This window comes from Methanolobus halotolerans (assembly GCF_004745425.1).
Classification (GTDB): domain Archaea; phylum Halobacteriota; class Methanosarcinia; order Methanosarcinales; family Methanosarcinaceae; genus Methanolobus; species Methanolobus halotolerans.
Genome location: NZ_PGGK01000002.1, coordinates 15979 through 29684 on the forward strand (window position 1 = coordinate 15979; position 13706 = coordinate 29684).

General features: G+C 46.1%; 16 protein-coding genes. 5 read left to right on the plus strand and 11 right to left on the minus strand.

The features are described from left to right. Position 1: 1 nt before the first annotated feature. Complete coding sequence (gene moaA, locus CUN85_RS01645; RefSeq protein ID WP_135388400.1) at positions 2–925, minus strand: GTP 3',8-cyclase MoaA; 924 nt, start codon at positions 923–925, stop codon at positions 2–4. An 84-nt stretch (positions 926–1009) separates the two neighbouring features. On the opposite strand from moaA, the gene CUN85_RS01650 reads away from it, so the two are divergent. Further along, a complete protein-coding gene (locus CUN85_RS01650; RefSeq protein ID WP_135388402.1) occupies positions 1010–2329 on the plus strand; it encodes a cobyrinate a,c-diamide synthase in 1320 nt (439 codons plus the stop codon). A 6-nt stretch (positions 2330–2335) separates the two neighbouring features. Here the strand turns inward: CUN85_RS01650 and priL are convergent, their stop codons facing one another. The 4 genes from priL to CUN85_RS01670 form a co-directional block, all read right to left on the minus strand. After that, a complete protein-coding gene (gene priL, locus CUN85_RS01655; protein WP_135388404.1) occupies positions 2336–3409 on the minus strand; it encodes a DNA primase regulatory subunit PriL in 1074 nt (357 codons plus the stop codon). A gap of 4 nt (positions 3410–3413) precedes the next feature. Further along, positions 3414–4151, minus strand: coding sequence for a DNA polymerase sliding clamp (locus tag CUN85_RS01660; RefSeq protein ID WP_135388406.1), 738 nt, complete (start codon positions 4149–4151; stop codon positions 3414–3416). A gap of 120 nt (positions 4152–4271) precedes the next feature. Next, positions 4272–4586: a transcription factor S gene (locus CUN85_RS01665; RefSeq protein WP_135388408.1), complete on the minus strand. Its 315-nt coding sequence runs from the start codon at positions 4584–4586 to the stop codon at positions 4272–4274. Next, entirely contained in the window at positions 4564–4980 is a 417-nt protein-coding gene (locus tag CUN85_RS01670; RefSeq protein WP_135388410.1) for an NUDIX domain-containing protein, read from the minus strand. Before CUN85_RS01670 ends, CUN85_RS01665 begins: the two co-directional genes overlap by 23 nt. Positions 4981–5045: 65 nt before the next feature. On the opposite strand from CUN85_RS01670, the gene artA reads away from it, so the two are divergent. From artA to CUN85_RS01690, 4 genes are read left to right on the plus strand one after another with little or no spacing between them, the layout of a single operon-like run. Beyond that, on the plus strand, positions 5046–5870 hold the full coding sequence (artA, locus tag CUN85_RS01675; RefSeq protein WP_135388412.1) for an archaeosortase A: 825 nt from the start codon (positions 5046–5048) through the stop codon (positions 5868–5870). Continuing rightward, positions 5871–6491 (plus strand): phosphatidylserine decarboxylase, encoded by a 621-nt coding sequence (locus tag CUN85_RS01680; RefSeq protein ID WP_135388414.1) that lies wholly within the window; start codon positions 5871–5873, stop codon positions 6489–6491. It begins immediately after the preceding gene. Further along, positions 6481–7158: an archaetidylserine synthase gene (locus tag CUN85_RS01685; protein ID WP_135388416.1), complete on the plus strand. Its 678-nt coding sequence runs from the start codon at positions 6481–6483 to the stop codon at positions 7156–7158. The genes CUN85_RS01680 and CUN85_RS01685 overlap by 11 nt, the downstream gene beginning before the upstream one ends. Positions 7159–7162: 4 nt before the next feature. Next, positions 7163–7537 (plus strand): dihydroneopterin aldolase family protein, encoded by a 375-nt coding sequence (locus CUN85_RS01690; protein WP_135388418.1) that lies wholly within the window; start codon positions 7163–7165, stop codon positions 7535–7537. Here the strand turns inward: CUN85_RS01690 and hisC are convergent. The 6 genes from hisC to CUN85_RS01720 form a co-directional block, all read right to left on the minus strand. Beyond that, positions 7523–8623, minus strand: coding sequence for a histidinol-phosphate transaminase (hisC, locus tag CUN85_RS01695; protein ID WP_394346213.1), 1101 nt, complete (start codon positions 8621–8623; stop codon positions 7523–7525). The genes CUN85_RS01690 and hisC overlap by 15 nt on opposite strands. Beyond that, a complete protein-coding gene (locus CUN85_RS01700) occupies positions 8604–9779 on the minus strand; it encodes an acetylornithine transaminase (protein WP_135388422.1) in 1176 nt (391 codons plus the stop codon). The genes hisC and CUN85_RS01700 overlap by 20 nt, the downstream gene beginning before the upstream one ends. 126 nt (positions 9780–9905) lie before the next feature. Next, positions 9906–10253: a hypothetical protein gene (locus CUN85_RS01705; protein ID WP_135388424.1), complete on the minus strand. Its 348-nt coding sequence runs from the start codon at positions 10251–10253 to the stop codon at positions 9906–9908. A 45-nt stretch (positions 10254–10298) separates the two neighbouring features. Continuing rightward, entirely contained in the window at positions 10299–11222 is a 924-nt protein-coding gene (locus tag CUN85_RS01710; protein ID WP_135388426.1) for a polymer-forming cytoskeletal protein, read from the minus strand. 88 nt (positions 11223–11310) lie between these two features. Further along, entirely contained in the window at positions 11311–11784 is a 474-nt protein-coding gene (locus CUN85_RS01715) for a PUA domain-containing protein (RefSeq protein ID WP_235856149.1), read from the minus strand. Positions 11785–12148: 364 nt separating this feature from the next. Continuing rightward, positions 12149–13615 (minus strand): RtcB family protein, encoded by a 1467-nt coding sequence (locus CUN85_RS01720; protein ID WP_135388427.1) that lies wholly within the window; start codon positions 13613–13615, stop codon positions 12149–12151. Between the last annotated feature and the right edge of the window lie 91 nt (positions 13616–13706).

A 13706-nucleotide genomic window follows, 5' to 3' on the forward strand; every position in this document is an offset into this window, starting at 1 on the left:
TTTAATCTCTCCTGCTAGTGTAAAAAGGTAATCTTCTGCTCACTGCAAGCTGCAGCAATGCAGGCAGTTCTTCCGGATCAGCATCCGACACATCCACCAGATTATCGTTGACGAGCAGACATGGTTTCAGTTTCCCGTCAGCAGTTACGCGCAATCTGTTGCAGTTAGCACAGAATTCCGTGTTGTCGATCGGGCGTACAAATTCCACTTCAGCACCATTGATTATGTATTTTTTCCTGTGGTGCATCCGGCGTACTTTGACATCAGTGGCGCGACTTAATAATGCATTCTCCACCTCGTCTGCATTGACATGCAGATCCGCGACATCTTTGAAATCCATAAGCTCTATCAGTTGCAGTATGACATTCCCATTGAACTGACTTGTGAATGAAAGCATGTCCTCTATCTCAGTCTCGTTCAGATCCTTCAGAAGGACCATATTCAGCTTAACTGGCGTCAGCCCTACACGGACAGCTTCTTCGATGCCAGCAACCACCTTCCCGAGAATGTTCTTTTTGCAGTTTGTGATCATCCGGAACTTTTCAGGGTCAAGAGTGTCCAGACTAACATTCACTCTGTTCAGTCCGGCATCTTTGAGGGAACCCGCCCTTTCCTGAAGCAATATCGCATTTGTCGTAAGAGAAACATCCTTAAGCGGAGGCAGCATTGTCAGGATATCTTCCAGGTCCTTCCTGAGAAGAGGTTCCCCCCCTGAGATCTTAACGCGGTCAACACCAAAGTCTGCAGCCGCCCTGACAATGTTGGCTATTGTCTTAACTGACATTTCACTGACACTGCCAGGATCACCTTCGTTATGACAATAGATACAGTTGAGGTTACACCTATTGGTTATGGACATTCTCAGACTTCGGACCGTTCGCCCGAACGGATCTGTCAAAGTCATACCTGCCCCGGATGAATTCATACTACGTAGATAGACTTCGCTTATTTAACTATTGTGAATCGGCAGGGAACAATACATATATACAAACTGGACAAATTAACCTGCATGACAAAAACTGTACTGCTGGCAGGGACCAACAGCGGTGTCGGAAAGACAACCGTTTCCATGGGAATAATGGCGGCCCTGAAAAAAAGGAAGATGGAAGTACAACCATTCAAAGTGGGACCGGATTACATTGACCCCACCTACCATACCGCAATCTGCGGAAAGCCTTCAAGGAACCTTGACACTTATATGATGCAGGTTGACGGAGTTAAAAGCACTTATGCCAGGCATTCAAAAGATGCTGATATCAATGTAATAGAAGGCGTTATGGGACTTTTTGACGGAATGGGAGCTTCCGAGGTGGCAAGTTCCGCACACGTGGCAAAATCGCTTGGAGTCCCGGTGATTCTGGTAATAAATGTCCACGGGATGTCGCGCAGTGCCGCAGCATTGGTGAAGGGGTTCTCTGAATTCGACAGAAATGTGAATGTCGCCGGAGTGATACTCAACAAGGTCGGAAGCCCCAGGCATTCACAGATGATAATAGACGCCATCCCGGACATCCCCGTTGTAGGCACACTCCCGCGTAACCAGGATGTCAGTGTACCTTCGCGGCACCTTGGCCTTTTCATGGCCCATGAGCAGGATTTTGATGCCTCCCAGCTTGCGGGCTTTATAGAGGAGAATATCGACCTTGATGCAGTCATTTCCATCGCCGAAACCGCCCCGAAGATTGAAGACGTACCTGTTGTGGAGAATCCTTCCCAGGACAAAGTAAGAATAGGCATTGCACTGGACAGTGCATTCTGCTTCTACTACCAGGATATGTTCGATGCTTTCAGACAGGCCGGAGCAGAAGTAGTATTCTTCAGTCCGATAAAAGGAGAAGTACCGGAAGTCGATGGTATGTACTTTGGCGGCGGCTATCCTGAACTTCATATATCCGAACTGGAAGGCTCAAAGACCACAAAATCCCTGAAAGACCTCTCTGCCGATGGCATGCCCGTTTACGGAGAGTGCGGGGGGCTGCAGTACCTTTCAACATCATATGAAATAGAGGACACTGTATACAAAATGGCAGACCTGTTCCCTGCAGAAACAGTGATGACCAAAAAACTGCAGGCACTGGGTTATACCGAAGGTACAGCGAAAGGTGACTTCATAAAGGGAACTATCAGAGGACATGAATTCCATTATTCGGTCACATACTGTGCCAACGATGCCAAATTCATCTATGAGATGAAACGCGGAAAAGGTATTGAGAACGGTATGGACTGCATCACAGAGCACAACTCCCTGGCAAGCTATACCCATACACATCCTGCCTCATTCCCGGTAAAGAGTTTTGTGGACAAATGCAGAGAATATAAGCGTAATTAAGAAAAGTTAAGAGCCGGAACCGGGACCATTCACAGATGATTGCTTAACGGCCTGCTTTTTATCATCCTTGTTCTTGAACCAGATCTTACGCTGGTAATAGCCCAATGGATGCTTTATTTTATCGCAGATCTCATCGGCAGAGTAGCAGTTGCCGTATGTCTTCATCGTTGAGCACGAAGGAGGTTTGTAACTTGTCCCTGATGCACCGGCGATATGTTCCACCTGATATCTTGCTTTTTCAACATCAAAATCAGGAGAAGATGCAAAAAGGTTCATGATATCATCTACGGACATGCCGACTGTAAGCAGGAATGAGGTCATTGCAAACCTCATGGAATGTGCAAGATTGACACCTGCCCGGGTCTGCGATATAGCATAGATGATACAGGGAGGGAACAGTTCGCTCTCCACAGAGCCAAACTCCGAGCCCCCCCCGAATGCGCTCTTGCGTTCATGGAGTGCAATCCGTATCTCTTCAAGATAGGGCTCACATGCCTGCCGGACATTATCAGGAACTGATACCGGAAGACTACCTTCTATCCTATTCCTGACACCTTCCTGTAGAAGGCGCGCAAATTCATCTTTTGAGACCTTTACATAGCCATGGTCAAGTTTACGGTTCACCAGTTTCCATTCAGTTGCCTTTAGCGTGTTGGCAAGCCTTATGTAGTCCGTGAAGTGCATCCTGAAACCGGAATCATCTGCCTGTGAATGAATATCGAATTCCATGGCAAAGGTTTTGAGAAAAAGAACCTCCCTTCCTTTGAGGGACTTGTAGGAGGAAACAGCTTCTGCCAGGGAATATCTCCTTGTCAGAAAAGGATCGTCCATGCATGAAACAAGTATGCGTGAGAACGGGTAGGAAAGCAGTTCGACCAGTATTTTCCGATCATCCGAACTCAGGAGACCGGGTTTAAGTATCTCACCCCCGATGGACTGCAGCACTCTTTCCTTACCCCTCAGACGCGCTGATTCCATGGCCCTTGAGGAGATCAGCCTGTCGAGGGAAAAATCAAGGCTTGCCACATAGCGGGAAGCCTCGCTTACATAAGGATATAATGCAAGGTCCTTGTGATCCATGTCCTTAATCTGATTCGATACGTGGAGCCAGCAGATATCCGATCTTGCCTACGCCGTTGGCAATCGTAAATCCGATCTTAACAGGGAAATCCTTACCGATCTCAACTGTAACCTCATTTGATTTTGAGGCGGGCTTAACGATGTCCGAAAGGTAATCCAGGGAGAAAAGCGAGCGGGCATCACCTGCTCTCAGGTCTATCAGCTGGTCACGGGGAATATCCAGCCGTACACGGTCCGTATCTCCCTCGGCTTCCATGTAGAATGCATCATCTTCGACTCCCAGTAACATGTGGTCACTTATCTTCTCCGCAGCTTTGACCGCCCTCTGGAGGTCCTTCCCGTTCAGGACAACCTCTGCAGGAAGTTCAAGCTGAGGGATTCTTGGTTCTGCTCTGATAGTTGAAGGGTCAAGCAATGCGAGAGTATAGGACAGGCCGCCAAGATGGAGTGACATTTTCTGTGACATCTCATCAAGTTCCATGCTTACCTTGTTATCTTTTCCTGCCACACTGAAAATATCGCTTATCTTTGACAGGTCCAAACCTATCTCACAGTCATCCGCAGCGAACTCGTCAAAGGCATTTGAACCTAGTTCAAAACTGACCATTGCCACATTAGCGGGGTCTACCGCCCTGACCGTAAATCCTTCCGGAGATATTTTGAACCTCGCCTCGTCAACAAGAACTGAAAGCGCCTCTATGGAACTCTTAAGTGTATCTGCATCGATTGTTGCCTTGAACATCTGGATTCTCCGCCAAATAAATTTAATTTCTAGTCATTATAGACATTTACTAATAAAAGCTTTCTTGAAAATTCTCTGAAAGTCTGAACAACCTGCTCGATATTAGATGTTAATTATATATTAATCATACTCACGCCAGGTTGCACCACATTTGATACACTTGAAGAATCGTGTTTCGGACTCATCGGCAGACCTGAGTTGACGTAACCACCAATATGCTACGTTGTGCCCACATTGCTCACATCTTACAGCTGTTGTGGGAAGTCCCTGATCGACATGGCCTTCAAGTACTGTTACTTCCCTGTCAGACCGTGCTGATCTGGACATCAGTGATTCGGCCTCCGCTTCTTTTTCTTTGACGTATCCGCATTTCCTGCATTGAGAAATACCCTTTGTCGGAAACATCATACTTTTACATTTTGGACAAAATTCCATCAATCTCACCTCGTGACTGCTCTAGTATCTTATTGTGATCGAACGCCATTTCTGGTATGCTCGAAATATCGAAAAGATGTACATTTTTCGCATCAGAACCTGCTTCCAGATCCCCATGGCCAATTGACAGATAGGCCACACTTACCGTATGCCCTCTGGGATCACGCGAAGGGTCAGAATATACTCCAAGCAACTTAACTATTTCTATCGACAGGCCGGTTTCCTCGAGCGCTTCCCGTACAACTGCTGCTTCCACAGTCTCGCCTATATCAACAAAACCACCTGGCAAAGCAAACTTACCCTGAAAAGGAGGGTTTTTCCGTTGTATCAGAACAATCCTGCCATTGTACAGGATAACAGCGTCAACTGTCAGTTTTGGAGTATCCGGGCCCATATGAACAAAAACTTAATACGCTAAATCGTATATATAGAGCGCATACCTATTAAAGGTGCTTGTAAATGATAGAAAATGTACTTTGGGTCGCGGTGGCATTGATGCTCGCCAGTTCACTGACGTCCAGAAAAAACAACTTGCGTAAACTGCTGGGAGCAGCAGGCTGGGTATTCTTTGCAATACACTGGTTCTACCAGCCAGTGCATTATATAGAGATATCTGATTACTTCAATGTTGTACTGGTCATAACTGTGGCTTTGATTTGCCTCATAATAGCACACACCATGTTCAAGGAGTACAGAGACCCCGATGCCCTGAAAAACATATCTTCCGATGTGACATCCATGGCCACAAGCGCAACAGCTTTGGGCTCATTGTTCTACTTCCCTTTTGCGCAGATGGAGTCCCTCAATATATGGATAATTTCTCTTGTTACGGATAATGTATTCTGGACACTTCATTTGCTGAACCTGCCGGCAGAAATGACAGCCTGGAATAAGATAGGACTTAACGGGTATCAGGTAGAGATCATACTTGCCTGTACAGCTATTGAAAGTATCGCACTTTTCATCGGCCTTATAGCTTCTGTGAATGCACCATTTAAAAAGCATGCCAAGGCGTTCCTTGTCTCTGTGCCTGTTATATACGGATTAAATATAATAAGGGACGTATTTGTCATCGTTGCTTATTCATACCAGTGGTTCGGTCCTAACAGCTTTGATATAGCCCACCACACCATTGCGAAGATAGGGTCGGGTATCGCCCTTTTTGCAATAGCCTATGTGGTCATGCGCATCCTTCCCGAACTAGCAGAACTTATAGAGGGAGTATGGTTCTTGGTTATCGGATTTATCCAGAATTTATTAAAAAAAGTAGTAGGAAATAATTAGATGCTTGCAAAAGGCTCGGCTCCCTGGATAGCAACTGCAGTTGCTATCAGTATATTTGCTACCATTGCTCATTTTTTTTTAAGCTGGCCGCATACGGATAAGATAGCACTGTTAGGAATAGCTACCACAGTATTCTTTTTATTCTTTTTCCGGGATCCGGAAAGGAATATCAAACAATGTGATAATGTCATGCTTGCACCTGCAGACGGAAAAATAGTAGACGTCCGGGAAAGGAAGATATGCATATTTATGAATTTCCAGAACGTACATGTTAACAGGGCACCCATGACCGGGAAGGTACTCTCGATAATACATAAGAAAGGAGGATATATACCTGCATTCTGCAAAGATTCCGAAAGGAACGAACGCAGTCACATACTTATAGAGACAGAGCATGGACTGGTGGAAGTGATACAAATAGCAGGAACCGTAACCCGGAGAATAATCTCATATGTCAGGGAAGGAGATTATATGACCCAGGGTGAACGATTCGGAATGATACGTTTCGGGTCAAGAGTCGATGTAACAATTCCCGAGAACTTCGAGATAGCCTGCAAAAAAGGAAACAGGGTCTTTGCAGGGATAACGGTGATAGCCCGGGCAAACGACAATGGGAAGTGAAAATATATTCCGGAATTTAAAATTAGCCGACCTCGCAACACTCTTTAATTCCCTGTGCGGGCTGCTGGCCGTGATCCTTATCCAGGAGGGTTTTACCTATCTGGCACCCATACTGATACTTGCGGCTGCTGCAGCTGATGGTATTGACGGATACCTGTCGAGGCTTTTCTCAGGAAGTGATATAGGAGCGAACCTCGATTCCCTTGCCGATATCATCTCATTCGGACTTGCACCTGTTGCCATAGTATACTCGTTCGCAGGCGATGAAGCAAACTACCTGCTTCTTACAGCACTTTGCTTTTACTTCTTCTGCGGGATACTGAGGCTGGCAAGGTTCAACACATCGCATCAGGGTTTTCCTTCTTTCAAAGGGTTGCCCATCACCGCCGGAGGCATAATCCTTTCAGCGTATGTGCTGACAGGTGAAAACTATTTTTACGCTGACCTTGCAACTATACTTGCTTTTGTCATCGGATTACTAATGATCAGCAAGTTTACATACATGAAAGTAAGAAAGCCTGAACTTATAACACCGGTAGCCTTGCTTTTTGGAGTGGCCATCTTGTCCTATATAGTGGACCTGACTTACACGCATTCGATGGCAACTCTGTTACTGGGGATCATGTTGCTCTATGTAATATCCCCTGCAATAAAAAGAACTTTGTGAAAGCATGAAGGATACAGACATGATAACTGATAGAGATAATGCATTATTTGAGGCGGGTATAAAACTGGGCGCCCTTTACCACCAGTTCACAGGTTCTCCTGTCAACCTTAAAACCGTGAAAAGCCTTGAAATGGCAATACAGGAGAGTATCTCAGTCCAGCCATTCGCCAGGGACATAACTGTGTCCATTGACAGGGAGGCCATTACTTCAAAAGTGAACGGAGAGTTCGGATATTGCGAACTTGAAGGACGCATGCTGGATGTCAGAATAACAATTTGCTACAAGACGATCATGGCAGACGTAAGTCTTGCATACGACCTGGAACTTGACTACCCACTCATGAAAATAGATAAAGTTTACAGCTCAAATCAGAGCTGAAACTTCTTCAAATGCCTCAACTACCTTTTTGTTCTGATCGGTTGTGCCCACCGTCACGCGGATTAGAGAAGCCCCTGCACCTTTAAAAGAACGGCAATCCCTTATGATCAGACCTTTTTTCAACAAGGCCTCTGCGACATCACCCGACGCAAGGGGCGCAACATCCACCAGCACGAAGTTCGCCTGGGATCCATATACCCTGAAAGGGATATGCTCCTTAAGAAAATCACGCCCCTCCCTGGCACAAAGTATGCTCTCCTGCAGGTAATCATTATCCGACAGTGCTGCAACGCCGGCTACTATCGACGGCACGCTGATATTGAAAGGTGTTGCGATCTTCATGTACTGCTGTTTGAGCCATGCGGGCATGATACCGTACCCCAGCCTCATACCTGCAAGCCCGAATGCCTTGGATAAGGTCCTGCCGACAATAATATTATCGTACTCGTTCACAAAATGTGCGAAATTGCGGTCTGCAAATTCCACATAGGCCTCATCCACAAAGACCAGTCCCCGAGTGTGCTCCAGTATACGGCGAAGATCCTCCTCAGTAACCTGTTTTCCCGTTGGATTGTTGGGAGAGCACAGGAATATCACCTTTGTTCGCGCTGATTCGGCCTTTATCACTGCATCAGCATCCAGCTCAAGACCCTCACCCAGGTCCACATGAACGGGGAGTGCTCCGTTTGCGCGAGCAGCGACCTCATAATAGGAGAATGTCGGGACCGGAATAATGATCTCATCACCTGGCGAGATCAGCAATCTCATGAGGTTGTCCAGCAGGCCATCCATACCCGGGCCTGCAGCACATATGTTCTCTGCAGGGAAACCCGTGTAGACAGAGATTGCATCCACCAGTTCGGATGCATCTGCAGAGGGATATATGTTCACTTTTTCTGCACAGGCGATCATAGTCTCGACTGCCTTGGGAGATGGGCCCAGCACATTCTCATTGGAACCCAGTTTTATGATTGAAGCCGGATCCAGATCATACTTGCGGGCAATCTCCTCGATAGACCTTCCAGGAACATATTCGGCAATTCCGGTTATTTCAGGTTTGATCAGTTCAGGCCTGCTCAAGTACATCCACCACCGAATCGATCTGCCCCTTGTTTATTGTCAGAGGAGGAGCGATACGCAGCACCTTCTCCGAGGTACAGTTCAAAAGCACGCCATTTTCCATACAGTACTCGACTATGTCCGCACATTTGCGATCAAGCTCCACACCGATCATAAGTCCGCGTCCACGCACATCAACAACACCATCCAAAGACATGTTCCGGAGTCGACCCATGAAATAATCACCCATTTCTTGTGAGCGTTTAATAAGACCTTCCTCACGTATCACCCTGATGGAGGCCAGGGCTGCAGCACATGCAAGAGGACTCCCTCCGAAGGTGGCGGCATGCTGGCCCTTATCAAAGGATATACCCTCACGTGCGGCAATGGCACCCATTGGGAATCCTCCCCCCATTGCCTTCGCCATTGTCATGATATCCGGCTCGACTCCGGAGTGTTCCTTGCAGAACCATTTACCGGTCCGTCCAAAACCTGTCTGAACCTCATCAAAGATAAGAAGTGTTCCGGTCTCGTCACATATACTGCGAATATCCTGAAGGTACCTGTCCGACGGGACATTTATACCTCCTTCCCCCTGGATGGGTTCGACTATGACCGCTGCGGTCTTATCGGTGATGGCATCAGCGATTGCATCTGAATCATCATACGGCACGAACATCTCTTCCTGCACCAGCGGCTTGAATGGGTTGCGATATATGTCCTTATAGGTCACCGAAAGAGAACCCATGGTCCTGCCGTGGAAAGAGTGTTCCACCGCCACAAAATCAGTCTTGCCGGTAGTCACACGTGCAAGTTTCATTGCAGCCTCTACTGCCTCTGTTCCTGAATTACAGAAGAATACCCTGGACATACCGGTGATACCTGCAAGCTGTTCCGCAAGTTCGGCCTGGGGTTCGGTATAATATAGATTTGAAACATGGATGAGTTTCTCAGCCTGTTCTTTGATAGCTTCCACATGTTTCGGGTGACAATGGCCAATATTGTTAACAGCTATTCCTGCGACACAATCAATGTATTCCCTGCCACTGACATCCCGGACAACACAACCGTTTCCGCTGGAAAGTACGATTTTATAGCGTCCATAGTTCTGCATTACATATTTAGCGTCCTTCCTGATGATAGATCCATGATCCGATGATTGTAAAGTAGTATTCCCTGTCATTAAAACACCTTTTGCACTATAATATTGAATATAGTATTAAAGCTGGCTCTTGAAATTCAGGGAAAATATAAAGTTTTTAGCACCTGAATGCAAGCAAAGTTAGAAAAAGATGTTAGGGTTCCAGACTCAAAGTATCCTTCTGTCAGGAACCCTTATGACCACATAGAGATTAACAAGGAAGACAAGGATCAGTACCTGGAATGTTGTCAGTGTCATCCCTATTAATATATCGTGCTCGCCGCCTGATACTGCAACCGGTTCACTTATACTGATATAAGCATCAGCAAGATATAGCAGAAAGCCCACAGTCAGTAATACAAAGTACTTTTTGATCGTTCTGAAAGAAACATATATCCGCGAGCGTATGACGTCCGCATCGATCCTTATCAGTAAGTTGGAGAGTAACAGCGCAACTATAACAATAGATAATCTGATTGCAAGATCAAGAAAATTGAATATACCAATGGAATTCATAACCAGCCCCTTGAATACATTTTATGTTGGTATCTCAACAGTTTTTCAAACATTCAGTTCCAGCAGTTCTTTTTCGCCCGGGATCCTCTCTTCCTCTCTTTCGAATACGATACCGTCAGGTGCGCGCATAACACCATCGACACGTGCGCTCTCATGTATCTTTATGGCCTGAGCATTTATCTCACCCAATACATGAGTATCTTCGGCAATGTAAACAGTTCCTCTTGAAATGATGTTCCCGTGGATTATGTCATTTTTGCCCAGCACTACATCCTGAATGGTGCGGATACTTCCGTAGAGGGTTGTCCGATCTGCCATTTCCAGAGAAGTGGCACGGATGTTGCCAACAAGCCGGCAATCATTTCCGATGACTGCCTTTGAAGGTACCCTGATCGCATCCATGGAGATCCTGGAACCATTGGGAATGATCATGCTGTTGGCACCTATTGATTCGAGATCCTCGTCATCAAAGAGATCTTCTAAAGCCTTTTCAACCTCTTCGTCCTTTCCAAGCCTTAAAAGTTCACTTATGTAGAGGAAAAGATAGACCATTACCGGAATAGGATTACGTACAACTATCCAGCCCCTTGCCTCGAAGCCTCCGTTTATCCTGACATCGTTACCGATATCCAGATCCCCTTTCACGACAAGTTTGCCATCTATCGTAACGAACTCACCGATATAGGCGTTTGAATCGGTCTTTACATTTCCGCCCATCTGTGACCAGATATCTATCCTCACATCTGCCCTGGAGATCAGATCCCCCGAAAGCTGTACCCTTTCTCCCAGTATGGATGAATTGGAAATTATGCCGTATTTGATCTCGGAATGGTTTCCAACAATGATATCTCCGTCTACAACGATCGTGTGTTCTTCCATTCTGGTTTTATCCGGAACAACAAAGGTCTTGAAAAATTCCTCTTCTATGTTTTCACGCTCCGGAGACAGATAAGCTTTTTTTGAAGGCATAGCTATATTAGTCCATTTTTATCAGCTTGCTATTATTTTAATTTTATGCTTTAAGCACATTATTTATGATATATTCGTTGATATGATATCAGGATTGGTCCTTGCCACGCCTGACGTCAACCGCTGCTCCCTTGTCCAGAGAACCTATTTCAAAGGGAGAGAAGATCAACTGTCCTGTTGCCAGCAGTTCATCAGATTCACTTACGACGACTACCTCATCCCCCGCACGCAGTTCAGGATCAATGGCCAGAACGTGTTTTGCAAATGCAGTCTTACCTTTGGCCACAAAGGGCACTGCATCTTCACAGACCACTACCCGTCTTGCAGGTGAAGAGAAGTATTCATGAAGTGTGCGGGCACCTTCCATACCAAGGGTCAGCATACCGTCCTTTGCCCGCACCGTTGCAATATGTTCGCCCTCGTTAAAGACCTGCCTTACTCTTTTGGTCTTCGAAAGCCTGAAACTCACACCTTCTGGAAAAAAGACATCCCCACATCCTTTTCCAAACTGGAAATCAGCCATTATACGGACTCTTTTTAGATTTTTATCAATATCAGTCATAGATGCTAAATAAAGTATAAGTATTAAATTGATAGCGGTCCATGGATAAAAATACCCCGCATAGAATCAGAAAATGTATATAAAGAATATCGAACAGATTTATATATAATAATGACTAATTATAAGCTGAGGAAGCGGATTAACTGCTTGTAGCTGTATTCAAAGTATAGTAATTGTAACCAAGCAAAACCATTCATCCCCTCAAACAAACCCCGCTTCCTCATTGCTCATTCTGAATGTATCCTGATTACATATCCTTATAAAATATTCTTATATCGTATTAAAAATAAAGCCGTTGTATGATTCATATTTTTAAATATTGTTTTAAGATTTCATATTTAAAAAGGAAAAGAAGAAAAAGAGATTAACCTTTTATTACCCCCATAGGCAGGAGCCGGGCAACCTTTCTGGCAATCCCCAGATCATGAACAACGTCCACGACCTCACTGCTTGATTTATAGACAGCAGGAGCTTCCTCGGCTATCAGGGAAGGTTGTGTTGCCCGGACCAGGATGCCCCTGGAACTTAACTCATCCCTTATATCTTCACCGATCAGTTCCTTTTTAGCATGCTTGCGACTCATGACACGGCCTGCACCGTGGCAGGCACTGCCGAAACTTATATCCATTGAATCTTCCGTGCTGCACAGCACATAAGAAGGTGTTCCCATGCTCCCGGGGATCAATACAGGCTGGCCCACAACAAGATAGTCTTCCGGCAGGTCAGGATGGCCCGGCGGGAAGGCACGTGTGGCTCCTTTCCTGTGCACGTAAACCTCTGTGTTCTTTCCGTTGATCTTATGTTCTTCAAGTTTGGCAATGTTATGTGCCACATCGTAGACCAGGTCAAGACCAAGGTCACCATGATCGGCTGCAAAATGACGTTCGAAGACCTCACGGGTCCAGTGCATTATCACATGTCTGTTAACCCAGGCATAGTTAGCTGCGCATACCATCGCCTTGAAGTAGTCCTGTGCTTCCTTAGACTGTGCCGGAGCACAAGCAAGCTGTTTGTCAGGCAGAGGAATCCCATACTTTTTCGAAGCCTGAGCCAGTACCTGCAGGTGGTCAGTACATATCTGGTGACCTGCACCACGTGAACCGCAGTGTATCATGAAGGTCACCTGCCCTTCCCTGAGACCCATTGCAGAAGCAGCCTCTTCGTCATATATCTTATCAATATACTGCACTTCAAGGAAATGGTTGCCACTTCCAAGAGTGCCTATCTGGGGCCTCCCACGTTTACGGGCCCGCAGACTTACCGTGGAAGGGTCGGCACCTGACATCTGTCCTTTGCTTTCACAGTGTCCGATATCGGCCTTGACCCCATAGCCGTTATCTACAGCCCACTGCACACCATGGACAAAGATATCGTCCAACTCAGCATCCGAGACTTTCAGACGACCCTTAGAACCTACACCTGTGGGAATGACTTCAAATAGTTCGTCCAGCAGCCCTGAGAGCTTCGGGCGTACATCCTGTTCAGTGAGATTGGAGCGTATCAGACGCACTCCGCAATTTATATCGAAACCTACGCCCCCGGGACTGATTATCCCGGAATGCTTATCGAATGCAGCGACACCCCCGATAGGAAAACCATAACCCAGATGGGCATCGGGCATGGCCATCGAGTATCTCTGTATTCCCGGCAGGATAGCAACGTTTGCCACCTGGTCAAGAGTCCCCATATCAAGAAGATGAAGAAGCGACTCCGATACAAAGATCCGTCCGGGAACGTTCATCCCAGGCTTGAAGCCTACGGGCACCTCCCATGCATTATCATTGATTTTCTTAAGCACATCGAAAACCGAAGTTTCATTTTCTTCTGACATCTGATCTTTCCTCTGTGATGAGATTATAGCTTGGACTATATTGTTCTGTACGTATGAATGTGTTGATGATAAGAAAAAGAGATATTGCCTG

Coding starts and splice junctions, on each gene's coding strand:
- moaA (WP_135388400.1), bottom strand. CDS start 925: ATGAATTCATCCGGGGCAGGTATGACTTTGACAGATCCGTTCGGGCGA.
- CUN85_RS01650 (WP_135388402.1), top strand. CDS start 1,010: ATGACAAAAACTGTACTGCTGGCAGGGACCAACAGCGGTGTCGGAAAG.
- priL (WP_135388404.1), bottom strand. CDS start 3,409: ATGGATCACAAGGACCTTGCATTATATCCTTATGTAAGCGAGGCTTCC.
- CUN85_RS01660 (WP_135388406.1), bottom strand. CDS start 4,151: ATGTTCAAGGCAACAATCGATGCAGATACACTTAAGAGTTCCATAGAG.
- CUN85_RS01665 (WP_135388408.1), bottom strand. CDS start 4,586: ATGGAATTTTGTCCAAAATGTAAAAGTATGATGTTTCCGACAAAGGGT.
- CUN85_RS01670 (WP_135388410.1), bottom strand. CDS start 4,980: ATGGGCCCGGATACTCCAAAACTGACAGTTGACGCTGTTATCCTGTAC.
- artA (WP_135388412.1), top strand. CDS start 5,046: ATGATAGAAAATGTACTTTGGGTCGCGGTGGCATTGATGCTCGCCAGT.
- CUN85_RS01680 (WP_135388414.1), top strand. CDS start 5,871: ATGCTTGCAAAAGGCTCGGCTCCCTGGATAGCAACTGCAGTTGCTATC.
- CUN85_RS01685 (WP_135388416.1), top strand. CDS start 6,481: ATGGGAAGTGAAAATATATTCCGGAATTTAAAATTAGCCGACCTCGCA.
- CUN85_RS01690 (WP_135388418.1), top strand. CDS start 7,163: ATGAAGGATACAGACATGATAACTGATAGAGATAATGCATTATTTGAG.
- hisC (WP_394346213.1), bottom strand. CDS start 8,623: ATGTACTTGAGCAGGCCTGAACTGATCAAACCTGAAATAACCGGAATT.
- CUN85_RS01700 (WP_135388422.1), bottom strand. CDS start 9,779: ATGACAGGGAATACTACTTTACAATCATCGGATCATGGATCTATCATC.
- CUN85_RS01705 (WP_135388424.1), bottom strand. CDS start 10,253: ATGAATTCCATTGGTATATTCAATTTTCTTGATCTTGCAATCAGATTA.
- CUN85_RS01710 (WP_135388426.1), bottom strand. CDS start 11,222: ATGCCTTCAAAAAAAGCTTATCTGTCTCCGGAGCGTGAAAACATAGAA.
- CUN85_RS01715 (WP_235856149.1), bottom strand. CDS start 11,784: ATGACTGATATTGATAAAAATCTAAAAAGAGTCCGTATAATGGCTGAT.
- CUN85_RS01720 (WP_135388427.1), bottom strand. CDS start 13,615: ATGTCAGAAGAAAATGAAACTTCGGTTTTCGATGTGCTTAAGAAAATC.